This is a genomic window from Weizmannia sp. WK01 (assembly GCF_025905465.1).
GTDB lineage: Bacteria > Bacillota > Bacilli > Bacillales > Bacillaceae_C > Weizmannia > Weizmannia faecalis.
In genome coordinates, this window is the sequence record NZ_CP109616.1 from 391,466 (window position 1) to 414,199 (window position 22,734).

18 protein-coding genes and 2 riboswitches are annotated in these 22,734 nt (G+C 47.4%); of the genes, 10 read left to right on the forward strand and 8 right to left on the reverse strand.

The genetic code is table 11. The annotated features are described in order from the left end of the window. Positions 1 to 620 precede the first annotated feature (620 nt). A complete protein-coding gene (locus OF158_RS01995) occupies positions 621 to 2,024 on the reverse strand; it encodes a glycosyl hydrolase family 28-related protein (RefSeq protein WP_017550714.1) in 1,404 nt (467 codons plus the stop codon). Positions 2,025 to 2,193: 169 nt separating this feature from the next. Here OF158_RS01995 and OF158_RS02000 point away from each other — a divergent pair, with 169 nt between their 5' ends. From OF158_RS02000 to OF158_RS02025, 6 genes are all read left to right on the forward strand, one after another. Next, positions 2,194 to 2,499 (forward strand): TIGR04104 family putative zinc finger protein, encoded by a 306-nt coding sequence (locus OF158_RS02000; protein WP_017550713.1) that lies wholly within the window; start codon positions 2,194 to 2,196, stop codon positions 2,497 to 2,499. Positions 2,500 to 2,824: 325 nt separating this feature from the next. Then, positions 2,825 to 2,929, forward strand: a riboswitch (SAM riboswitch). 91 nt (positions 2,930 to 3,020) lie between these two features. After that, positions 3,021 to 3,746, forward strand: a complete 726-nt coding sequence (locus OF158_RS02005) for a phosphoadenylyl-sulfate reductase (RefSeq protein WP_035182691.1) — start codon at positions 3,021 to 3,023, stop codon at positions 3,744 to 3,746. Between the two features lie 400 nt (positions 3,747 to 4,146). Next, entirely contained in the window at positions 4,147 to 4,905 is a 759-nt protein-coding gene (cobA, locus tag OF158_RS02010; RefSeq protein WP_017550710.1) for a uroporphyrinogen-III C-methyltransferase, read from the forward strand. Between the two features lie 6 nt (positions 4,906 to 4,911). Next, the gene (locus OF158_RS02015; RefSeq protein ID WP_035182689.1) at positions 4,912 to 5,652 is read left to right on the forward strand and encodes a sirohydrochlorin chelatase; all 741 of its coding nucleotides are present in this window, start codon (positions 4,912 to 4,914) and stop codon (positions 5,650 to 5,652) included. Positions 5,653 to 5,911: 259 nt separating this feature from the next. Then, positions 5,912 to 6,565 carry an NAD(P)-binding protein gene (locus OF158_RS02020; RefSeq protein ID WP_225620941.1) on the forward strand — a complete coding sequence of 218 codons (654 nt, stop codon included), beginning with the start codon at positions 5,912 to 5,914 and terminating at the stop codon, positions 6,563 to 6,565. Positions 6,566 to 6,697: 132 nt separating this feature from the next. Beyond that, positions 6,698 to 7,228: a YbaK/EbsC family protein gene (locus OF158_RS02025; protein ID WP_035182683.1), complete on the forward strand. Its 531-nt coding sequence runs from the start codon at positions 6,698 to 6,700 to the stop codon at positions 7,226 to 7,228. A gap of 1,356 nt (positions 7,229 to 8,584) precedes the next feature. On the opposite strand, the gene OF158_RS02030 is transcribed toward OF158_RS02025, so the two are convergent. Then, entirely contained in the window at positions 8,585 to 9,760 is a 1,176-nt protein-coding gene (locus OF158_RS02030) for an IS256 family transposase (RefSeq protein ID WP_017551449.1), read from the reverse strand. 542 nt (positions 9,761 to 10,302) lie between these two features. Beyond that, positions 10,303 to 11,406: a glycerol dehydrogenase gene (locus tag OF158_RS02035; protein ID WP_017550705.1), complete on the reverse strand. Its 1,104-nt coding sequence runs from the start codon at positions 11,404 to 11,406 to the stop codon at positions 10,303 to 10,305. 232 nt (positions 11,407 to 11,638) lie between these two features. On the opposite strand from OF158_RS02035, the gene OF158_RS02040 reads away from it, so the two are divergent. Both OF158_RS02040 and OF158_RS02045 read left to right on the forward strand, forming a co-directional pair. After that, entirely contained in the window at positions 11,639 to 13,231 is a 1,593-nt protein-coding gene (locus OF158_RS02040) for a long-chain-fatty-acid--CoA ligase (RefSeq protein WP_026685144.1), read from the forward strand. A 483-nt stretch (positions 13,232 to 13,714) separates the two neighbouring features. Then, a riboswitch (cyclic di-GMP riboswitch) is annotated at positions 13,715 to 13,800 on the forward strand. A 78-nt stretch (positions 13,801 to 13,878) separates the two neighbouring features. Then, a complete protein-coding gene (locus OF158_RS02045; RefSeq protein WP_026685145.1) occupies positions 13,879 to 14,919 on the forward strand; it encodes a GGDEF domain-containing protein in 1,041 nt (346 codons plus the stop codon). Between the two features lie 291 nt (positions 14,920 to 15,210). Here OF158_RS02045 and OF158_RS02050 read toward each other — a convergent pair whose 3' ends face one another. Together OF158_RS02050 and OF158_RS02055 are read right to left on the reverse strand one after the other, a co-directional pair. Next, positions 15,211 to 15,435, reverse strand: coding sequence for a hypothetical protein (locus OF158_RS02050; RefSeq protein WP_014096346.1), 225 nt, complete (start codon positions 15,433 to 15,435; stop codon positions 15,211 to 15,213). Positions 15,436 to 15,557: 122 nt separating this feature from the next. After that, positions 15,558 to 16,493, reverse strand: a complete 936-nt coding sequence (locus tag OF158_RS02055) for a DMT family transporter (RefSeq protein ID WP_035182681.1) — start codon at positions 16,491 to 16,493, stop codon at positions 15,558 to 15,560. Positions 16,494 to 16,708: 215 nt separating this feature from the next. Here OF158_RS02055 and OF158_RS02060 point away from each other — a divergent pair, with 215 nt between their 5' ends. Both OF158_RS02060 and OF158_RS02065 read left to right on the forward strand, forming a co-directional pair. Beyond that, positions 16,709 to 17,602 carry an NERD domain-containing protein gene (locus OF158_RS02060; protein WP_035182679.1) on the forward strand — a complete coding sequence of 298 codons (894 nt, stop codon included), beginning with the start codon at positions 16,709 to 16,711 and terminating at the stop codon, positions 17,600 to 17,602. Between the two features lie 498 nt (positions 17,603 to 18,100). Beyond that, a complete protein-coding gene (locus OF158_RS02065; protein WP_225620943.1) occupies positions 18,101 to 18,328 on the forward strand; it encodes a hypothetical protein in 228 nt (75 codons plus the stop codon). Here the strand turns inward: OF158_RS02065 and OF158_RS02070 are convergent. The 3 genes from OF158_RS02070 to OF158_RS02080 form a co-directional block, all read right to left on the reverse strand. Further along, positions 18,320 to 19,261 carry a cation diffusion facilitator family transporter gene (locus tag OF158_RS02070; RefSeq protein WP_017550699.1) on the reverse strand — a complete coding sequence of 314 codons (942 nt, stop codon included), beginning with the start codon at positions 19,259 to 19,261 and terminating at the stop codon, positions 18,320 to 18,322. The genes OF158_RS02065 and OF158_RS02070 overlap by 9 nt on opposite strands. A gap of 296 nt (positions 19,262 to 19,557) precedes the next feature. Then, positions 19,558 to 21,393 (reverse strand): glutamine--fructose-6-phosphate transaminase (isomerizing), encoded by a 1,836-nt coding sequence (gene glmS / locus OF158_RS02075; protein ID WP_017550698.1) that lies wholly within the window; start codon positions 21,391 to 21,393, stop codon positions 19,558 to 19,560. 477 nt (positions 21,394 to 21,870) lie between these two features. Then, positions 21,871 to 22,527 (reverse strand): hypothetical protein, encoded by a 657-nt coding sequence (locus OF158_RS02080; RefSeq protein ID WP_035182677.1) that lies wholly within the window; start codon positions 22,525 to 22,527, stop codon positions 21,871 to 21,873. Positions 22,528 to 22,734: the final 207 nt, after the last annotated feature.

Genomic DNA, 22,734 nt, shown 5'->3' on the forward strand with positions numbered 1-22,734 from the left:
AGGATCCGTACGATGGTCCCAATGTTTTTTAGAGGTCTTTAAAAAGACAAAAGGCAACAAATTTCCCGGGAAAGCGTCCTTTATGGTGAAAGGAAAATAACACAATTGGTCGGGAAAAGTATTCGCAACTTAATGAGAGAAAAATTGCGATAACATTACTGGCACGAGTGCTATGAAAGACATGTCACAACAAATTTCCGGGCATTGGCATCAAGGAAGACAAAATGTCTTTTACTCGAGAAGGGGCGCAAAGTCGGCAAAAACTTTGTATAGAAATGTCTTTCCACGCCCGCATTCATGACAAAAGACACCAAGTTTCCCCGGGAAATGATCTTCAAACGATGATGAAAAGGAAGGATCCAGGGCTTGCTGAATCAGCAAAATCTCGGACGGGCAAGGATCCCAAGGGTTTTGCCGAACTTTAAATGCAAGGGTTTCAAAAAGATGTAGAAAAAACTTTGCACTCGAAAGCCATTTCATCCCCTTTTTTGCAGATATCGCTTCTATTGGTGGCAAACATGAAGGCTGGACTTGCAGGGTGAATCGGATAAGAAGCTATTATCCGATTCATTCGGCAAGTCTTGCTTAGATTCTCTCTTTATTTATGAACAATCCAAGCATTACAGCAGTACGCATTTGTCTTTGCCCCTGATCCGTTTTGCATTTTGAAACCCGCTGATTTCTACATTTTTCAAAATAACATTTTTTGCGCGGTACTGGATGGCGACAACAGGATTTCCCTTGAAATCATAATCCGGGTCGCCAAGCGCAGTCAGCCCGTTAATTACAACGTTTCGGTAAGCGGAAACAACGAGGCTGCGCGGCGTTGAACCTTCATATAAATCCGTAAACACCGGTGCGACAGAAACTAGATTGGCCGCCACAATATGGTTCGCGCTTTTCGAATCGGCATCTTTGCCTTTATGGTGGCCGATATGCCGGAAGTTAAAAGAGCGGTTGTCGCGGACAGAAAGATGGCCATACAAATGCACATGAGAAGCAGCCGATGCATTGTGGTGGGCTTTGATTTCAACACCTCCGAAACAGCCGCTTGATGCATTATTGCAAAGCCATACATGGCGCGAGCCGTCATCAATCTCAATGCCATTGGAGTTGGAAAACCCTTTTTTGTGGGCCCTTCCACTTGGGTTGTAACAGAAAGAATTTGAAATAAAACAATAGTCGCTATGGTGGGTGGTAATCCCGTCATCACCGAATCCGCTTGCCGTGAGCCCGTCCAGCCAGATATAGCGGCTCCTTCCTGGGGCGAGAAAGCCGTCTCCCAAATAATGATAACGGGCAGAGGATACATCAAAACCGTGCAGTCCGGCCCCCACCGCCTCCACATTTTTCACCCAGCCGAACGTGACGTGCGCAAAAGTCAGGCAGCTTGAACGGTTATTTCCTGCCGCCGTTCTTTCCTCTTGCCCGAGCCTTTCGACATTCCAATCGAGCGTGAGCCCCTCCACCGATATATGGTGATTGCCACGATGAAAATGGGCATTTTGGATGAGACGCGTTTTTTTCGGTGCATGCGGATGGAGTTTGATGATGGTTACGCCTTTTCCGCTGCCGCAAAGGCATGTCCATGAAGGCAGCTTAAGCCCCTTTACTAGAAAAACACCATTCGGTACGATCACTTTCACCCGGCCGTTTCCCAATGCTTTTTGGAAAGCCGCTGTGCAGTCGGTTTTTCCATCGCCGACCGCACCGTAATCTGCCACATTGACTGTACGGGATGCCACAGCCAGCAGACGGCTGTACGCTTGATCCAATATCGTTTTCCATTCCGGGTACACAAGGCCGTTCTGATCTGCAAGCGTTTTATACGGTTCAACCGGATATCGCCGGTTCAGCAGCAACCGTGAAAGGGAAAACGGTTTGTGAAATTCCGGCTGACAGTACTGTTGAAAAAGTGCTTCATTCTCCCGGATCAGGGTACCCGGCTGGACTGTCCTGCGTGAAAGTTGGCGCAGCAGTATGCCGTTTGTCCAGGGGTCATGATGCTTGTCCAAATGAATCATTTTTCCACCTCGCTTTGCCTTCATTCAGTCTGTGTCAATTGATATATGTAGTTTACCCCCGCAGGTTGGAAAACGCACTGAAAAAGAAGACTTTTCCAAACCATAGTTGTTAATATAAAAAATAAATTGAATTTTATGTTAGAATCAATGAAAAGGAAGGTGAAATTTAATGAGCCTGCCAAAATGTTTGAATTGTAACCATCAATTTAAGTGGATTTATATTTTTAAGAGACTATGGAAGTTTGACCAAACCATGGAATGTCCAAATTGTACAGCCAAGTTATATCCAAGTATGAAGTTTCGAAATAAAGTTGGTTATCTTTCTCTACTTTGCCTTTTCGTATCATTTGGACTGATGATATTGGGCATTCCAAAAGTTGCATTCATAACACTAATCGTCATTATTTGGGTTTGTTTGATTCTTACGATGCCTTATGTTTATTCGTTTGATAATAAGGAAAGACCTCTATGGTAAAAGGTAGCTGTTGCTCCTTTTTAAAAAGATGCTGCAGAAATCCGGGTGAGATGAAGCACAGATTTGAGCCTGGTACGACTGAGGACATCCGCAAGTTTAAAGATGAATGACCAATCTGGTACAGAAGCAAAATTTTGAAGAAAAGCCCAAGGAAGCTAGCCAAAAAATGAAGGGTCAGTTGGAAACCTTTTCCATCAAATGAGGATCAAAAACCGACATATAAACATTTTTCTTGAAAATGGGCCTGATTTTCTTTATCAGAATTTTTCGTTGACGAATAGCATAAGAAGGTATACAATAAACTTCAAGCTTATATATTGTTATTTTCTTATCAAGAGAGGTGGAGGGAAGGGCCCTGTGAAGCCTCGGCAGCAGGTCCGGAAATGGGCACTGTGCCAATTCCTGCAGGTGGTGGCCTGAAAGATAAGAAGATTTCCCGGGAATGGATATCTTCTTACTTCAGGGTAAGAAGATTTTTGTCGTTTAATCCTTAGTAATCGAATGCGAAAGAAGGGAATAGAGTGGAGCAAACGCGGCTCACATATGAACAGTTTACGTCGGATCCGTTCGCAGCGTTCGTGCCGGAAGATGAAACGAAGGGCGCATTGGAAATTTTGCAGTGGGCATATGGCACGTACGGCAAATCAGTGGTATATGCGTGCAGTTTCGGCGCAGAAGGAATGGTGCTGATTGATCTCATTTCGAAAGTCAGAGAAGATGCGGATATCGTATTTTTGGATACCGACCTGCACTTTCCGCAGACTTACGAATTGATTGAAAAAGTGAAAAAGAAATATCCGGCTTTAAATATACAAATGAAAAAACCGTCGCTTACGCTTGATGAACAGGCGGCGCAATACGGATCTGCCCTTTGGAAAAGGGATCCGGACCAATGCTGCTATATCCGGAAAATCAAGCCGCTTGAAGAAACGCTGCAGGGAGCGGCGGCCTGGATATCCGGCTTACGGCGGGAGCAATCGCCGACAAGGGCAAAAACGAATTTTGTCAATAAAGATGAAAGGTTCCATTCGATTAAAATTTGCCCGCTGATTCATTGGACATGGGATGATGTTTGGAACTATATCCGGTCTAACAATCTTCCATATAACGAATTGCACGACCAGGGATATCCGAGCATCGGCTGCTTCCCGTGCACACGTGCTGTCGGAAACAGCGACTCAAGAGCAGGAAGATGGGCGGGCTTTAATAAAACCGAATGCGGGCTGCATACGGTTCAGAAAAAATAAGGCTGCTATATAAAATGACATAGGTAATAAGAGTAAGCATCAGTCTGCATGACAAGATTTCGTTCATTTTACAAAATTCCTAGATTTGGTAAGAATGCGGCAAAAATTTATATACAAATCGGTTTTATGAAAAAACCAGGGAAAAAATTGCACTTGGAAGCTGATTCAGCGTATAGAGAAGATAAAATCGCATTTTCGAAGATGGATTCTTTTATATTTTGAGATGGAGCTTGCTGATAAATTGGGTACAAACGCAGAATTGGACCCGTTCAGCAAGCTCTAGCGGCAAAAGCAGCCAGCTTTTTCAGGTGCCCGCTTGTAGCCAATCCAGACTAGGATTGTTCAAGTGCTCGCATCAACCAAAACAACGAGTCCGATTAAGTTTAAAGCAGGTGAAGAAATGAGAAAAGTATATTTAGTCGGGGCAGGACCCGGCGATCCGGAGCTGATTACAGTGAAAGGATTGCGCCTGATCCGGGAAGCGGATGTCATTTTATATGACCGGCTGGTGAATCCGGACCTGTTAAAAGAGGCAAGGCCGGATGCAGAACTTGTCTACTGCGGGAAAAAACCGGATGCCCATACGATGACGCAGGATATGATCAACCACCTGCTTGTGAAATTTGCTAACCAAGGAAAAACGGTTGTCCGTTTAAAGGGCGGTGATCCGTTTATATTCGGTAGAGGCGGGGAGGAAGCGGAAGTCCTGGTGCAAAAACATATTCCGTTTGAAATCGTGCCGGGAATTACAGCCGGTTCCGCTGTGCCCGCCTATGCCGGCATTCCGCTCACCCACCGCGGGCTCAGTACATCCGTTGCTTTTATCGCGGGCGTCACGAAAAAAGGCGAAGATCTTGATGCGTATTGGTCCAAATATGCGGGAATTGATACACTTTGCATTTATATGGGCGTGAAAAATCTGCCACTCATCTGTGCGCAACTGATAAAGCACGGCAAATCACCGGACATGCCGGCTGCACTAATCCGCTGGGGCACGACTGAAAAACAGGAAACCGCGGTCAGCACGCTTGGAAATTTAAGTGAAAAGGCGGCTGGGCTGCGCAACCCATCGCTTTTGATCATCGGAGAAGTGGTAAAACTGCGCGAAGAGTTAAAATGGTTTGAACAGCTTTCTGCTGCTCCGGCCTGTACCGGGTGAACGGGTATGAAACAAGGCGTTTTATATGTCAGCCATGGCAGCCGTGTGCCTGAAACCGCCCGGGAAGCAACAGCGACGATCCGGCAAGCAATGGCGCAGGTGGATGCGGATCTCCAGGAAATTTGCTATCTGGAAATTGCGGAACCGGATATTGCGGCAGGGATTGATGCGCTTGTCCGGGGCGGCGCAGGGCGCATTGCTGTTGTGCCGGTATTGCTGCTGAGTGCCGGGCATTATTATGAGGATATCCCGCGCGCGATCCGGGAAGCGAAACAGCGTTATCCGCATATTGTGTTTACGTACGGCCGCCCGCTCGGTGTCGGGGACCGGATCATCGAAATTTTGGCAGAAAATATTTTGGAAACCGGCATGCCTCCGGGTGCCTGGATTCTGCTTGTTGGACGCGGCAGCCGCAACCCGGAAACACTGTGCGATTTTGCAAAAATTGCTGCCGGGTTGCGTGCGCAATTGGGGACAGAACAGATCAAAACGGCTTATTTGGCAGTGCTTGAGCCTCGTTTTGATGATGCGCTGAAGGAGCTGACCGCAACCGGGCACCCGGTAGTTGTGGCCCCTTATCTTTGGTTTACCGGCGTGCTCGTCCGGTCGCTGGAAAAGAAAGTGGGCATGCTGCAGCGGGAAGGATATGATATCCGGCTGGCACGGTATCTCGGCTGCCATCCGGATATGGCGGACGCATTGGCCGTTCGGGCAAAAGAAGCGTTGGGCGCAGAGGATTTTATTTGAGATCACGGGATTTTTACCCAGTCAAGCCTGCGGTGTTTTCTATTGTGCACCCCGGACTTTTTGGGGCGATGCAGTTTAAAAGGTGCCGGGGTGCAGCGTTCATTGCGCGTACCGGCACTTTTTTGGGTCCGATGCAGTTTGAAAAATGCCCGCGGCTCGGCGTTTTCCATTGCGCGTGCCGGCACTTACCCGATTCCGGCTTTCCAGGAAACGCTGGAATGGGAGCATGCCAAGCAGGGAGAACGGCGGGCTTTTTGCAATGGATAAACTGGAAAGGAGATCAGGAATGGTTTGGGTACCGGTTATGGTCGATTTAGACGGGAAGCAGGCTGTTGTTATCGGCGGTGGAAAAGTTGCGGCACGCAGATTCCGGCTTTTGCAGGAAGCGGGGGCATACGTTACCGTCGTGAGCCCGCACCTGAACGATGAATTGCAGGCTATGGCTCAACAACGCGCATTCATTTGGAAACAGAAAACATTCGAACCAGAAGACATCCGGCAGGCCGATGTGGTTATTGCAGCGACAAATGATCCGGAGACAAACAGCCGGATTGTTGCCCATGCCCCGGCCAAAGCCCTCGTGAACGATGCCGGCCATGCGGGAAATGGCAACCTTGCTTTTCCGGCGTTTTTCCAAAAGGGCAGGCTTTCCATCAGTGTTTCTACAGCCGGGGCAAGCCCGAAACTGGCTTCCAAAATTGCAAATGAATTATCCGAACATTATGATACGAACTACGCCCAATATGTGGATTTTTTATATGAGTGCCGCCAGCTTCTGAAGCGGCCGCAGTTTTCTCCATCGGAAAGAAGCGAATGGCTGGAGAAGCTGCTTGGAGAAGCATACCGCAAGCCTGAAAAGCAGCAGGAAACCTTATCTTTCTTTCACAGCCGCATACAAGGGACTGCCCGTTGAAAAACGAATGAAGCTGCAGCTTTGGGAAGTCAGCCGGTGTGCCCGGCGAAAAACTTGGCAAGCCTGTTTGCAACCCGGAATGGCTTCCGTTACAATGGGGTTAAAAATTTTCACAAAAAGGAGTGTCGCCATATGTCATTGGAAGATGTCAAAGCCTATTTTAAGCAGTGGGATCGGGAAGAAGATGTTCTCGTCCTGTCGTCATCAAGCGCGACGGTTGAACTTGCAGCTGAGGCGCTGAACACGGAACCGGAACGGATTGCAAAAACGCTTGCGTTCAGGGGTACCGGTGAGGAAGAAGCCCTTCTTGTTGTCACCGCGGGAGATGCGAAAATCGACAATAAAAAATTCCGGCAAACATTCGGCGGGAAAGCGCGGATGCTGTCACCGGAAGAAACGCTTGAGCATACCGGCCATGCTGTCGGCGGCGTCTGCCCGTTCGGTTTGAAAAAAGATTTGCCGGTCTATATGGACGTCTCACTCAAACGGTTCACGACCGTATTTCCGGCATGCGGGAGCGGCAACTCGGCAATTGAATTGACCTGCGAAGAATTGTATACATACGGGAAGGCCGAAAAATGGGTGGACGTCTGCAAGGGCTGGAAAACGGTGGAAGATTACCAGCAAGTAGCTGGGACTGGTGTCTTATCGGATCCGCAATAATCTACGTGTCGCTTCAGACTTGCCTTTGAGATGGAAAGAGGCCCCGGGTACGCGCCGGAAAATGCTTGATATATAATTAGGGCTTCCTGAATAAGCAAAATTCCTAGATTTGGCAAGGATGCTGACAGCTTTGGCATAAATTTAATGCGAGGCCTTCGTTTTTGCTTGCTTTCTTAATGTAGACGCGCCTTATGTGAAGGAAGGCCATCTTTTTTTCGTGCTTTCTTAACGTAGACGGGCTCTATGTTAAGAAAGGCCGTCAATTTTTCGTACTTCCTTAACGTAGACGCCCTCTATGTGAAGAAAGACCTTCAATTTTCCGTGCTTCCTTAACATAGACGGGCTCTATGTGAAGAAAGGTCATCTTTTTTTCGTGCTTCCTTAACGTAGACGGGCTCTATGTTAAGAAAGGCCGTCAATTTTTCATGCTTTCTTAACGTAGACGCGCCCTAAGTGAAGGAAGGTCTTCGATTTTTCGTGCTTTCTTAACGTAGACGGGCTCTATGTCAAGGAAGGTCTTCGGTTTTCCGTGCTTTCTTAACGTAGACACCCTCTATGTGAAGAAAGACCTTCAATTTTCCTTGCTTTCTTAACATAGACGGGCTCTATGTTAAGAAAGGCCGTCAATTTTTCATGCTTTCTTAACGTAGACGCGCCCTATGTGAAGGAAGGCCGTCAATTTTTCATGCTTTCTTAACGTAGACGCCCTCTATGTGAAGAAAGACCTTCATTTTTCCGCGCTTCCTTAACATAGACGGGCCCTATGTGAAGGAAGGTCATCTTTTTTTCATGCTATCTTAACGTAGACGCGCCCTATGTAAAGGAAGGTCTTCGTTTTTGCTTGCTTTCTTAACGTAGACGGGCTCTATGTGAAGAAAGGCCGTCAATTTTTCGTACTTCCTTAACGTAGACGCCCTCTATGTGAAGAAAGACCTTCAATTTTCCGTGCTTCCTTCACATAGACGGACTCTATGTGAAGAAAGGTCATCTTTTTTTCGTGCTATCTTAACGTAGACGCGCCCTATGTAAAGGAAGGTCTTCGTTTTTTCGTGCTTTCTTAACGTAGACGGGCTCTATGTTAAGGAAGGCCATCTTTTTTTCGTGCTTTCTTAACGTAGACGGGCTCTATGTGAAGAAAGGCCGTCAATTTTTCATGCTTCCTTAACGTAGACGAGTCAAGTCCAGGTTATTGTGTAAATTTATGGGCAAATGTTTTCAACCACCCCTTCATTTTTTCGGCTTAACTTCCATGGATTTTTTTCTTCATCTCCGGGAAGGGATGTCAAATGCCTTTCAATTTGACATCCCTTCCCGGAGATGAAATCATCCATGATGGAAGTTAAGCTGAAAATGCTGCTAACTATTCTTTCCCATAAGTGACTTCCTCTTCGAGTATTCTGTATCTTGATACTGCATTAAAACGGCACCAACCAAACGAAAAGCAGATTGGGTATTAGGAAAAATGCGAATGACCCTTTCCCTTCTACGAACCTCTTGGTTAAGCCGCTCGAGGGAATTAGTACTCCGTATGTGCATACGAATATTCTCAGGAAAGTTCATGTATTGGATAGTATCTTCAAAACCTTCATCTAAAATGGCCAGGGCTTTTTCAAATCTTGCTTCTGTACCAAATTTGTTTATTAATTCATCTTTAAACTTGCGTATGTCCTCAATCGTAACGGCCTCAAACACGCGCTTAATCATCACCCGGATTTCTGCAGTATCTTTTTTGGGCAGTTTTTCAATGATATTGCGTTTAAAATGAACATTGCACCTTTGCCAAGCAGTGCCAATGAATTCCCGTTGTATTGCTTTCTGAAGGCCCATGTGAGCATCGGAAATAACGAGTTTTGGTGATTGGAGTCCACGTGATTTAAGTTGTTTAAAAAATGAACTCCAACTCTCCAAACTTTCTGCATGGTCAACGCTTAAACCCAGTATTTCACGTGTATTCTTCTCTGTAATGGCAGTCGCAATATAAACAGCCTTTGATATGACCTTATGGTGCTCCCGTACTTTTATATACATGGCGTCCACAAACACATAAGGGTAGTAGGTTGTATTCAACGGTCTCTCGGCCCAAGCATTCACAATGGGATCCAGTTTTTGCGTAAGGGAAGAGACAAACGACTTGGATACATTCTTACCGCAAAGCTGTTCTACGACATTTGTGACCTTACGGGTAGAGACGCCATTGATGACCATCTCCAACATAGAAAGGACGAAAGCTTGGTCACATCTGGCATACTTTTCAAATAAGGTAGTTGAGAATTCGCCATTACGTGTCCGGGGAACTTTTAATGTAACATTGCCGATGCTCATCAACAGCTCGCGTTCATAGTAACCGTTCCGGTAATCCCGGCGTTCAACAGCGCGTTCATAAGGGCTCGTTTTTAAATAGTCATCCCTTTCCTTTTCCATAAACTCGTTTAACACGAGGACAACCGCTGATTTAATTACCGCGTCAAGATCGGAAGTCATGATGGCTTCTTTTAAAACATCCAAATTTAAGTTAAACTGTAAGTGAGTCATTTTATCTCCTCTTTTCATTAGTTTATCGTCGTTGAAAACAGTGTTGCCAAGAGTTGATAAAATGACTCCTTCTTTTTACACAATTATACGGACTTAATCCGTAGACGGGCCCTATGTTAAGGAAGGCCATCTTTTTTTTGTGCTTTCTTAACGTAGACGCCCTCTATGTGAAGGAAGGCCGCCAATTTTCCGCGCTTCCTTAACGTAGACAGCCTCTATGTAAAGGAACAACGTCAATTTTCCACCCTTCCTTAACATAAGGCTTGCTGAATAAGCAAAATTCCTAGATTTGGCAAGGATGCTGACAGCTTTGGCAAAAATTTAAGCTTGCACTTGATAGCGGATTCAATATATAGAGAAGACAGAATCGCATTTTCAAAGATGAATTTTTCTAGAGCTTACTGACAAATTGGGTACAAACGCAGAATCGGATTCGTTCGGCAAGTCCTAACTTAAGTTCATATGATATAGACAAAAACGGCGGGACACACGATCGTGTTTTCCCGCCGTTTTTGTGGTGGATTCACATATGCTGCTTTGATTTAATCATGGTACTTTTCGGCAATGGCGTTGGCGGCAACAATGGCATTGTACACATCTTCAGGCGTAACCGGGAATGGTTCGTTGCCCATTGTGTCATCATCGGCACAAGCATCTTCCGCCACTTTTCGCCATTCGGCTTCTACAAATTCTTCCACGCCGAGGTCCTTCAGTGTTAGCGGCAGGCCGACTGCTTTGATAAAGCGGATGACAGTTTCAAGCTCTTCTTTCGGTGCATTTTCAAGGACGAGCTGTGCGAGCAGGCCAAATGTCACTTTTTCGCCGTGCTGTGCACGATGGAGGGCAGGGACAGCTGTCATGCCGTTATGGATGGCGTGTGCTGCGGCAAGACCGCCGGATTCCGCACCGACACCGCTCAAATAGATGGTCGCTTCAATGGTATCCTGCACCGCCCGGGTTGGCACTTTGTTTTTCACGGCTTCCACTGCTTTTACGCCGTTTTCGAGAATCGTTTCGTAGCAAGTGCGGGCAATGGCCAGGCCGGTGAGGGATGGCTTCATTAAAACAAGGTTGTCGCCGTTTGCCGCGTAGCAGGCGCGCGCTTCAAAATAAGTGGCAAGCGCGTCCCCGATCCCGGCGGCGAAAAAGCGGACCGGTGCTGCAGCTAAAATTTCCGTGTCTGCGAGCACGACATCCGGATTGCTCGGCAGGAACAAGTAACGGTCAAAAGCGCCGTCTTCTTTGTAAAGAACGGCAAGGGCCGTGCACGGTGCGTCAGTGGAGGCAATCGTCGGAAAAATGACAACCGGAAGTTTTTCATAATAAGCGGTTGCTTTTGCGGTATCAAGCGTTTTTCCGCCGCCGATGCCGACAATGACATTGGCGCCTGCTTCACGTGCAAGCCGGCGGTTACGGTCTACTTCTTCCTGGGTGGTTTGATAATTGAACTGTTCGAAAGTTGCTTTCCCGCCGCCTTCCCGGACAGATTTTCCGGCTTCTTCTTTTGCGCGGCCGAGGATGAATTCGTCACAAATCACATAGGCATTGTCGCCCAAATCTTTTATGTACGCATATAAATTGGCAAGCAGGCCGTTCCCTACGATAAACTTTTTCGGCGATGTAACGGATTTTACAGGAATTTTCATAACATGTACTGCCTCCTAAAATTTTTTTCTTTCTACACTCTCATTATATTAAAAATGTAAGCGGAAACCAAGGTAAAAGATGTGAAAATAAGATCATCCGATGTTATAAAAAAACAAATAAATATGATGATTGAAAACGCGTTCAAAAAATTTTATAATATTGTTATACAACAGTGCTGGTTTTTAAACAGCAAGGGGAAACAGGGAGAAAATGAAAATGGGAGGGGAGTCCATGAACGTGCCATTGGTGTTGACGGAATTTCTGGATCGCGCGGTGCTTTTGTACGGCGGGAAAACAGCGGTGTATTGCGGGGACCGGGCGTTTACATACCGGGAGCTGAACGGAAGGGTGAACCGGCTGTCGTACGGGTTAAAAAATCTTGGCATTGAAAAAGGGGATCGGGTGGCCTATCTCGCGCCGAATACAGTGGAAATGCTGGAAGGCTTTTACGGGATTTTCCAGCTGGGGGCGGTGATGGTGCCGCTGAATATCCGGCTGACCCCGGAAGACTACCGGTTTATTTTAAATCACAGCGGATCGAAAGTATTGTTTGTGGACCAGGAGATGTACCATTTGATCGAGCCGGTAAAGGATGAGCTTGAAACGGTGGAGCAAATTATTATCCACTATAAAGAGGATAACTGTGCTGAAATTGATTATGACCGCTGGCTGGACAGATTTCCGCCGGATCCGTTCCCGCGTGCCGGCCTCGATGAAAACGATGTGTGCAGCCTGCTTTATACGAGCGGGACGACCGGAAATCCTAAGGGCGTGATGCTTACCCACCGCAATAATTATTTGCATGCATTAAGCGCGATGCACCATTTGCGCGTTACGGACCGCGATGTCTATTTGCATGTGCTCCCGATGTTCCATGTAAACGGATGGGGCTCGCCGTTTTACTATACAGCAAACGGGGCGACCCATGTCTGCCTCCGCAAACCGTCGGCGGAAGCCATTTTCACGGAAATCATCAGGCATAATGTGACGGTGGTGCATATGGCGCCAACTGTGCTGAACAGCCTGTTGCAGTACAACGCGGAACACCATCCCGCTATTGAACAGGACGTGCGTGTTGTCATCGCCGGAGCTGCACCGCCGCCCGCATTTGTGGAACGCGTGGAAAAAGAACTCGGCTGGGAATTCATCCAGGTGTACGGCATGACGGAGTCAACACCGCTCACCCTTGTATCTGTCATTCGTTCGCAGCTTGGCGGGCTGGACCGTGATACACAATTGCGGTTGCGGGCGAAAGCCGGGTTTCCGATGATCGGAAGCGATGTCCGGGTTTTACGGGAAAATGACGAAGAAGTGGCCCATGACGGGAAAGAAATCGGCGAGGTCACGGTAAGAGGCCATGGTGTTATGCTCGGATACTGGAAAAACCCGGAAGAAACGATGAAAACGATCCGGAACGGGCGGCTCTATACAGGGGATATGGCGACCGTTGATGAATACGGCTATATCGATATCGTCGACCGTAAAAAAGACATTATTATCAGTGGCGGAGAGAATATATCCTCTATAGAAGTGGAAGGAGTGCTGTATGAGCATCCGGCTGTCCTTGAAGCAGCGGTGATTGCTGTTCCACATGAAAAATGGGGGGAGACCCCGCATGCGTTTGTCGTCCGGAAAGCAGATGCGGCCGCAACAGAAGAAGACATCATCCGTTTTTCAAGGGAAAGGCTTGCCCATTTCAAAGCCGTGACGGGTGTGACATTTGTGGATGAGTTGCCGAAAACGGCATCTGGCAAAATCCAGAAAGTCCGCCTGCGCAATGAATACTGGGAAAAGCTCGGGAAAACAGAGCGGTTTGTAAATTAGGGCTTGCTGAACGAATCCGATTCTGCGTTTGTCCCAATTGATCAGCAAGCTCAGAAGAATCTATCTACGACAATGCGTGATTCTGTCTTCTCTAATACGTTGAATCAGCTTTCGAGTGCAAGCTTTTCCCTCGATTTTTTATAAAACGCTTGCATTTAAATTTTGAATAAAGTTGTCAGCCTCCTTTCCAATTTAGAAATTTTGCTTACTCAGCAAGCCCTAATGAACATGTCTGAAACAGATCCGGCAAAACGCAAGGCCGCCGAAAAGCACAGGACAACGCGTTACATTTCGGCGTAAAACAGAGGAAAACATTTCACATCCATGCCCCTTGCTTCAGCGATGAGGCGGGGGGCGTTGGAGGAATCGCCATAAACGATTTCAGCAGCTGCAGACGGCAAATTTTAACCGAATTGCCCTTTCTTATCCTTTGACTGATGGTTTCTTTTGGACAGAAATACAGTATAATAGGATAAAAGACCTATATCAAAGGGGCAAATCCATTGAAAAATGGAGACGCAAAACTACAGGGGCTACCGGTTTTCTAACCATGCCAGCCAGTTGCTAATGCGCAGTGAAAAGCCGAAGTTTGGCCTTTGTTTTCGTTTGCAAGTTCCCCGGAGATTGATCAGAAAGGCGGGGCGGAAATGGGCAGGAAAATCGAGACATTGGAAGATTTTAAAAGAATCCTTTATCTTTGGATCAGCCCGCTTTTGATCGCTGCCCTTGCGATTTACAATTTGGTCCCTCACACAGGCACCCGTACAGCTTTATTTTATCTCGCCACGACGCGGATCCTGATTGCCTGGAACGCTCTGTTTCTCATCTGCATGGTTTTCAAGCGTTATTTCCGCTTGTTTGACTATGTGAATCTCGTGATCCTCACGGTTTATTATCTTGCCATCGTGATGGACTGTGTTTTTCAATACATGGTTCCGGGAAAAGAGGGAGCCATCGGAATTTCGATCATTTGGAGCCCACTTCTATTTCTCTATATTTTTATCACGTTGAAAAAGCGGAACGGGATCATTTATTCGCTCGCTTTGTTCGTGACTACGCTTCTGATCGGAATGCCGCGGTTCCGCCATTTTTCCTTTGACTATAAAATATCCATGCTGATCTTTTACCTTGCCAATCTCGTCTATATCGCCATCTTTTGCATTTCTCATTATCTCTTAAAAGTATTTAGAGAATTGGAAGAGGAAAAGAAAAAGGCTTATTCGGACATGTTGACCGGGATTGCCAACCGGCGCCAGGTGCAGGCATGGCTGGATGCTGCGGTTAAACACGCGGACAAAACCGGCACATCATTTTCCGTGATTTTTTTCGATATCGACTATTTTAAACAGGTGAATGACCAGTTCGGGCACCAGACAGGAGATGAGGTGCTGAAGGAATTTGTCCGTCTTTCCTCCCGGGTGATTTCAGCGAATGATTACATCGGACGCTGGGGCGGTGAAGAATTCATCATCATTACAAAGGATGAATTGCCCCAGGCAGAGGAACTGGCGGAATATTTGAAAGCAAGCATTAGCCGCCATTCATTTGGGCATGCGGGAAAGCTGTCCGCAAGTTTCGGTGTGACTGCATATACACCGGGGGATACAGCAGAAACCATTGTAAGGCGGGTGGACGAAGGGCTATACAAGTCGAAGGGTCAGGGCAGAAACCGGATTACGGTGTTGTAAGGCAGGGGGAGAGCGGATTTTCTTCATTGCATGTGGCGAACATTTTAGCTGGCGGGTTTGCGATCAAAAAAACGTATGACAGCGGTAGTCCATTTAATTAACAGACTTGCTGCTCATAAACTGGGGTATGCGATTTGGCATGGAGAGTGCCTATAACCGCGGACGAACCTCAAAATTTGCAAAATCACTACGCGAGGCAGGGCATACGTTTGCGGCGGCACACTTCCGCTTGCGGAGCCTAAGCGGGGACTGCCATTTAGAAGTTCCCCGGTTTGCCCTGCCAGATGCTTTTTATACGGCGTATATATAATTTTCCATAAATGCATAAACCTGCTCGGCATCCGGCGGCTGTATGTTCAGCCGTTTTTCACAGTCTTCCAGATACGGCTTGAGCGTGCTGTCGTTTTTTGCCTCTTTGAGCGTAAGGCTGCCCTGTACGAGGCGGATTGCCGCTTCTTTTACCGTGTTATCATCCGTTTGAAACAAAAGATATGCCAAGCAACTGTACCGATCCATTGTTCTGCCTCCCGGAACCTTTTTATTCCCTTTTCGATAAAAGCGGCAAAAATTCCTGCAAATTCGCAAAAAAAGAAACAAAAAAGCAAGACCGGTGCGACAGGCCTTGCCTTGATGCTATTTTAATCCGATATATTTTTTGACGCTTCCATCCGACGTACGAGGCGCATCCTTTCCGGGAGCAACGAAATGGCAATCGCGGCCAGAATCAGGGCGCCGCCGAGAAAGAAGCGGCCGTTCAGGCTTTCATGGAGCAAAAGCCAACCGAGAAAAGAGCCAGTGACAGGCTGCAAAAACATAAACAGTGACCCGCTGCCGGCTTCTACCATTTCAAGCCCTTTGTTCCACAGAAAGAAAGCGCCGGCTGTAGAGATGACGCCGAGATACAAAATACCTGCCATCCCCCAAAAACCGCCCGATGATACAGGCCAGGCCATCATGGCTTCGCGGGCGGCAAAAGGCGTTGTAAACAGCAGCCCGAACAAAATGGCATATGTTGTAATGGTTAACGAATCCATTTTCCAGGAAGCCACTTTTACATAAACGGACAGAAGTGCCCATGTAATCATCGCTCCAGCCAGAATCAGGCTGCCCCAAAAGTAGGTTTGCACGTGAATGTCCCAGCCGATCACGATGACAACGCCCGCGGATGCGGTAATCAGCGCCAGTATTTTGCGCGCGGTCAATTTTTCTTTTAAAATGAAGCGCGCGAATATCACGATAAAAACCGGAGAAGCGGATGTAATGATCGCGCCGGTATGGGCGTCCGCTTTTTGCGTCCCGATAAACTGCATGGCAACGGATGCAAAATAGCCGATAAACCCGATCCAGGCGAGCAGCAGCCAGTCTTTTTTTGTAAGGCTTACCTTTTCCTTTTTCTTTCTGCCGGCATGCAATATCGCGTACAGTGCGGCAAAACCGATCATATACCGCAGCCATAAAAGCGTAAGCGGCGGTACGAAGTTTAAGACATATTTACTGACCACATACATCCCGCCCCAGATGCCGGATGCAAGTGCGAGGCAAAGTGCACCTGCCCATTTGTTTTTCACAGTCATCAACCTCCGTCTTTATTTTTTATCTAACAGCCAGACGGGGGTTTTGAAGCGGCTGTTCGTCCCCCGCATCAGGAACGAACAGGCTGGTCATTTTCAAACAGATCAAGATACAGACGCACAAACAGCACCTCCCACTATAATATTCTTAATTTTAACATATTTCCTCCCACGCAGCGAATAAAATAAATAAAATCATGAAAAAGGGGAAGTTGGACGTGATTGTAAAACAGCGGGAATATCCCGCACAAATCCGGGCGGGAGAGGCGTTGCTGGAGAGGCTGCCCAAAAGGCATCCGCTGTATGGGCAGATTGCGGAGGATGTAAAAAAGTGGAGGGCGAAATATAAAAGGGAGAAGCGGGCAGACCGTTTTTTGGAGATTCTTCCGTCCGACCAATTCCATGTTTACCATGCACTGCCCATTGCAAATACATGCCTGGACGGGTTAATTCTCACACGGAATCTTGTTTTGATTATAGGCTACACCCATTTATCCGGCGTGATTTTTCCGGATCCGGCTTTTTCCCAGCTTATCCAGCAAAAAGGCGGGAAGGAAAAAGGCTGGCCGGAACCGTTTGCGCGCCTGCAAAAACAAAGAGAAATCTTATGTACATGGGCCCGTATGCGGCATTTGCCCGAATTGACGCTGGAGTATTTGCTTGTCCTTTGCCATGAGGAGGCCGAGCTGAAAATGCCTGTTGTCAATTCAGCAGACGAATTGAAGATCTGCCCGGCAAGCCAGGCTGTTTATAAAGTTATAAAGATGCAGGACACATACAGCCAGCCGGTCCTGGACAGCAAGCATTTTAAAAAATGGCACAAGCATTTGCTGGAATGCCACGAAAAATCGGGGATCTTTCCGTGGCCGGTTGACCAAAGCGAATGGTATACGGGGGTCGGGTGCCCAGTGTGCCGCCGTTTCGAAATGGATTTTAATAATGGCATGTGGCACTGCCAGGTTTGCGGCCATACCAGTAAAGATGCGCACCGTAAAGCGATAGAAGAGTTCTATTTGCTTTTTGGCCAGGATGCGCCGGATGAGGCACTTTGTTCATTTTTGCGCGTGGATGCGCAAACAGCGGCAAAAATCGTGCGCGAGGCAGCGCATTAGTACACCAGTGCGATTTTAGCTGGAGGGCGCAATCGGAAAAAGTCTCCAACCAGAACGATGTGTGCACAGCCCTTGCTTTGATCCGCCAATCGCCACCGGGGAAGCAAACTGGACCTGGCGTACAAGTAAAAAGGCCCAAATCTATACCTTCCCTCACTGCCCATTTGGCGACTGTATAGAAATTGGCGGGTAACATAAGCTATTGAAAAAACGTTAACGCTGATTGCGAGGCTCAAACATGATTGGGTATGTTGTTTCCCTCATTGGATTTAATCTGGCTGTTTTTTGTGTAAAAAAGCGGCTTTCTCCCGGGCAGATCGTACAGATTTGGACGTTCACCATCGCTTCCCACTTGGTTTTTGATGTATATATCGATTACAAGTACCATGGCTACTGGTATTTTACAAAGGGAGTGGACTGGGAGAATCTCCCGGGTTTGGTTTGTTTACTTCCGCCTGTCAATATTTTATATCTCAACTGGTTCCCGTTTGGAAAAGCATGGATAAAAAGGTTTTTTATATTGCCGTTTGGGAAGTGCTGATGCTGGGGTGTGAGATGATCACCCTGTTGCCGGCACCATGGGGTTATTTTCATTACGGATGGTGGAATTTCACCATTTCGGCACTCGTAAATCCGTTCCTTTTGCTCAGTGTGGTCGGATTTTACAAATGGATTGTCTGGCTGGAAAACAAAAAAACTGTAACTGCTGAGCAGCAGCTACAGTGAAACGGTCCGGTCTTTCTGCCGGAGATAATCGGTATGATCATGGATGGTGGGGTCCTCTGTCTGGATGGTCGTATGGCGGATGCCGTATTTTTGTTCAAGCATCTGATTGACAGCCAAAATGACGTGCATCGGTTCGGATGAATGCCTGACAAATACATGGGCGGTCAGAGAACAATGGTCGGAAGAAATGTTCCAAAGATGCATGTCATGGACGTCTTCAACACCCTCAATTTGATACATATCTGTGCGGATCTGTTCTAAATCAAACCCTTCCGGCACCGTATCCATCAAAATCAAATAGGAAGCGCGGATGATTTTGGCACCGCCGTAAAAAATGATGCCGCCGATCACGATGCTGATGAGCGGATCAAAGAAATTCATTCCCGTAAAATAAATGAGCAGGGCGGAAACAATCACGCCGGCTGAATTCAATAAGTCACCGATAAAATGCCATAACGCGCTTTGAACATTTAAGTTTTCTTCTTCTTTTGTGCTCCGGTGCAGCACAATGGTGAGGATGATGTTCACAACAAGCCCGGTCACTGCAATGATAAACATCCACTTAAAATCAATGGGTTGCGGATGGACGAGGCGATTGATCCCTTCAATGAAAATACCGATTGAAATGCCCGCAAGCGTTAGCCCGTTCAGGAACGATGCGATGATTTCAAACCGCAAATAGCCGAATGTATATTTGCGGTTTGGCGGGCGTGTCGCCATGAACAAAGCAAGCATACTGAAGAGGAGCGCAATGACATCAGAAGCCATATGTGCCGAGTCGGAAAGCAAAGCAAGCGAATGCGAAATCAGACCACCAGCAATTTCAACAAACATGAAAAACAAGGTTAGGACGAGCGTTGCCCATAATGCTTTTTTTGATGCGGACTGGACTTTGACATGGGGAAGGTGGTGATAATCATATTCCGGCATCATCGCACACCTCTTCCTAAATAAACTTATTTTCACCTGTATTGTAGCACGAAGAAACGAAAAAGAATAGCGTTTATTCTCAATTAATATAAATTTTTTTGAATAATTGAGAATGGGAATCAATATGGATTAGCGGGTTATTGCTGTAAACAAAAAGAAATAGAATCATTTATAATGCTTATTATATGATAAAAAATCAAATAGGAGCCTGCCCTAAAAGAGAAAAACCGCCAGAATCCTTTTCCCCGGCGGTTTTTGTGTGAAAGGCACGGCCTGAAAAAGTTTAACACGATTTCCCTTTACTCGACGGTTAAGCTCTTCGCCAGGTTGCGCGGGCGGTCAACGTCATAGCCACGTACGATGCCGGCATAATAAGCAAGCAGCTGCAGCGGGATGGCGGCCAGGACCGGCATGAGAAAGGGGTGTGCTTCCGGAATGTAGAGCACTTCGTCTACGACGGCGCTCACTTCGTCATCTCCCGTGGTCGTAATCCCGACGACATATGCATCACGTGCCTTTACTTCTTTAATATTGTTTATGGCCTTGTCGCGCAAATGTTCCTGGGTGGCAAGGGCAATGACCGGAACACCCGGCGTGATCAAAGCCATTGTGCCGTGTTTCATTTCTCCTGCCGCGTAGGCATCCGCATGGAGATAGGCGACTTCCTGGAGTTTGAGCGCCCCTTCAAGCGCCAGGACATAATCGAGCCCGCGGCCAATCAGGAATAGATGCTCCTGGTCGTTTGTGACCTGTGCAAACTGGTCGATGGCATCCTGCGTCATCACCAGGCATTTTTCCACGTCATCAGCGAGTGAATGAAGGGCATCGAGCAAGGCAGGGATTTGGCCTTCGCCGGAACCGTGCAGTTTTTTTGCCAGAACAATCGAAAGCAGGACGAGCGCCGTAATCTGGGTTGTATAGGCTTTTGTTGCAGCAACCGCCAGTTCCGGGCCTGCATGCGTATAAATCACGCAATCCGATTTCCGCGCCAGCGTGCTCTTCCGGTAATTGCTGATCGCGATCACCGCCGCTCCTGACTTTTTCGCTTCTTTCAAGGCGGAAATGGTATCAGCCGTTTCTCCTGATTGGCTGATGGCAATGACGAGCGTTTTTTCGTCCAACCGCCCGTGCTCACATCTGAATTCAGATGCAATCGCGGCTTCAACCGGTATATCAAGCATGGTTTCGAGAATCTTTTTGCCGATCATGCCGGCGTGATGGGAGGTGCCGCTTGCGACAATGATGATCCTTTCCGGATCTGTAAGCTTGCGCTTTGCGAAAAAATCGTCCACTTCCGGAATGACGACACCGCTTTCTGTCAGCCGGTCTTTTAACGTGCGCTTGATTGCTTCCGGCTGCTCCATGATTTCTTTTAACATGTAGTGACCGTAATCCTGCAGGTTGAGTTCGTCTTGGTTCCAGCGCACGGATGTTTTTTTCGGCAAAATTTTTTCCCCGGAAAGTGTCTTAATTTCCACATTGGTCTGAGTCAAAATGGCCATTTCGCCGTTTTTAATTGGATAAATTTCTTTTGTATACGAAAGCAGCGCCGGGATATCCGAGGAGAGATACGCTTCCCCGCTGCCAAAGCCGATAATGAGCGGATTATCATAAGAAATGGCGATAATCTGGTTCGGGTGATCTTTTGCCATGATCGCAAGCGCAAACGCACCTTTTAATTGCGGAATGACGATCCGCACGGTTTCTTCAAAATTGCCGGTATCATAATGCGCGAGAAGATATGGAATGACTTCTGTGTCGGTGTCCGTTTGTAAACGATGCCCCTGTGCGATAAGGAATTTTTTTAATTGCTGGTAGTTTTCAATAATTCCGTTATGAACAACGTAGAAACGTGCTTCTTCATCACATAACGGATGGGAATTTTCAACGGTCGGCATTCCGTGTGATGCCCACCTTGTGTGGCCGATCCCAAGGCATCCGGCGGGAATCGGTTCGAGCTGGAGGGAAGCTTCCAGATCTTCGACGCGCCCTTTTTCTTTGCGGACGCCGATGGTTTTCATATCGGAGACGGCAATGCCTGCTGAATCATAGCCCCGGTAATCCAGTTTTTTCAGGCAATCGAGCAGAACCGGCTGTGCCGAATGTCTGCCAATGTACCCAACGATTCCACTCATCTTCTTCACCTCAACGTATCGCTTTCCTTCTATCACGTGTATTCCTATCTTCATGCTAACATGAACCGAGCGGGGAATAAAGCGATTGTGCTGCAGGCAGCAATGCCAGAATTTCCAAAGTATACCAGGAGGGATATTCGAGCACACGGACAAAAAGCGCAACCCGATCGGATTGCGCCTTTTGCCTCATCCAAATCTGATATTCAGATGACGTCCAGTACGGACTTATCCAAACCTGGCCTCAGATAAGTCCGGGGCTTCAAATAGTAGGCGGACACGAACCTTCACCGAAAGTATATCGGTTCCGGACGGTTGTCCCACTTGCCCGCTGGACAAATGCAGTGCCAAATACGGAAGATGAAGTTGCTGTCAAGTCTTTCATCAAAAACTTTACCAGTCCCTTCTTTTAAGATGTATTGGCCTTGCACTGCTCCTATTCCCGGCAGGCACGAAATAAAACAAACCAAAATATGGAAATCATGCTCTTTTCCGCTGCTCCGCCGCAGCCGGGATGATCGAAATATTCCCATATTTCGTAACCGACAGCTCCCCGCATCTGCCATAGTTTCCGAGTTTCGCATGCGGATCGGCATGAAGGCGGAGTTTTTTCAGCAAAGTGCCGGCTTTGACCTCAAGAAAAAGATCCACCGTCTGCTGTAATGCAAGCCAGTCCGCTAAAAGCGCAATATCAACGGCAGCAACAAAGCGCATCCTTCTTTGCGGCAACAGCCGGATCACAGCCGGAATCCGCCGCTCCTCCTTTGTGGTGCGGTTTTGCAAAATCACCGTGATGCCCGCTTCCTGCTTTGAGCGCGGCGGCAAATAGCCGATCTGGCCGAACCCTTTTAAAGAAAGGGCGCGGTTGCATAAGTCGCCGGCAAGCAGTTCCGCTTTTTCCGGTTGTAACCCAGGCGGCACGCGGACAGCGTCAGGAAGCAGATGGTCGAAATCATGCTTTCCTTTAAAGGCGCGGAAATCAAAGCAGCCGTCCGGCATTACCGGCAAATACCCGCGCGAAACGCTTGCTGTTGCCGCAAATTCAAATGGCATTCCGTTGCGCAGGAAGAAATAGCGCGCCCGCACCAGCTCCGGTTCCGGCACATAGTAAACGGGAAGTATGACGCTGACTTTCACAAAACATCCTCCTTATCATTTCCAGTATATGCAAATCGTTGCGCTTTTATTGCAAATAAGATCAATTTTCGATAGAATGGACGGGGAATCACGATACGGTGAAAGTAATCCTGTGATCGCTCTGTTTGTGGATAGCCTCACAACCAGGAGCGGTTATTTTTTGGCACGGATTTAAAAATGGGATTCTCTCGTTTCATCACCTGTAGA

What these genes read in the sequence shown, in the direction of transcription:
- OF158_RS02050 (WP_014096346.1), bottom strand. Translation starts at nt 15,435, where the DNA reads ATGGATCGGTACAGTTGCTTGGCATATCTTTTGTTTCAAACGGATGAT.
- OF158_RS02020 (WP_225620941.1), top strand. Translation starts at nt 5,912, where the DNA reads ATGGATAAACTGGAAAGGAGATCAGGAATGGTTTGGGTACCGGTTATG.
- OF158_RS02000 (WP_017550713.1), top strand. Translation starts at nt 2,194, where the DNA reads ATGAGCCTGCCAAAATGTTTGAATTGTAACCATCAATTTAAGTGGATT.
- glmS (WP_017550698.1), bottom strand. Translation starts at nt 21,393, where the DNA reads ATGAGTGGAATCGTTGGGTACATTGGCAGACATTCGGCACAGCCGGTT.
- cobA (WP_017550710.1), top strand. Translation starts at nt 4,147, where the DNA reads ATGAGAAAAGTATATTTAGTCGGGGCAGGACCCGGCGATCCGGAGCTG.
- OF158_RS02030 (WP_017551449.1), bottom strand. Translation starts at nt 9,760, where the DNA reads ATGACTCACTTACAGTTTAACTTAAATTTGGATGTTTTAAAAGAAGCC.
- OF158_RS02055 (WP_035182681.1), bottom strand. Translation starts at nt 16,493, where the DNA reads ATGACTGTGAAAAACAAATGGGCAGGTGCACTTTGCCTCGCACTTGCA.
- OF158_RS02070 (WP_017550699.1), bottom strand. Translation starts at nt 19,261, where the DNA reads ATGATGCCGGAATATGATTATCACCACCTTCCCCATGTCAAAGTCCAG.
- OF158_RS02035 (WP_017550705.1), bottom strand. Translation starts at nt 11,406, where the DNA reads ATGAAAATTCCTGTAAAATCCGTTACATCGCCGAAAAAGTTTATCGTA.
- OF158_RS02025 (WP_035182683.1), top strand. Translation starts at nt 6,698, where the DNA reads ATGTCATTGGAAGATGTCAAAGCCTATTTTAAGCAGTGGGATCGGGAA.
- OF158_RS01995 (WP_017550714.1), bottom strand. Translation starts at nt 2,024, where the DNA reads ATGATTCATTTGGACAAGCATCATGACCCCTGGACAAACGGCATACTG.
- OF158_RS02045 (WP_026685145.1), top strand. Translation starts at nt 13,879, where the DNA reads ATGGGCAGGAAAATCGAGACATTGGAAGATTTTAAAAGAATCCTTTAT.
- OF158_RS02040 (WP_026685144.1), top strand. Translation starts at nt 11,639, where the DNA reads ATGAACGTGCCATTGGTGTTGACGGAATTTCTGGATCGCGCGGTGCTT.
- OF158_RS02015 (WP_035182689.1), top strand. Translation starts at nt 4,912, where the DNA reads ATGAAACAAGGCGTTTTATATGTCAGCCATGGCAGCCGTGTGCCTGAA.
- OF158_RS02065 (WP_225620943.1), top strand. Translation starts at nt 18,101, where the DNA reads ATGGATAAAAAGGTTTTTTATATTGCCGTTTGGGAAGTGCTGATGCTG.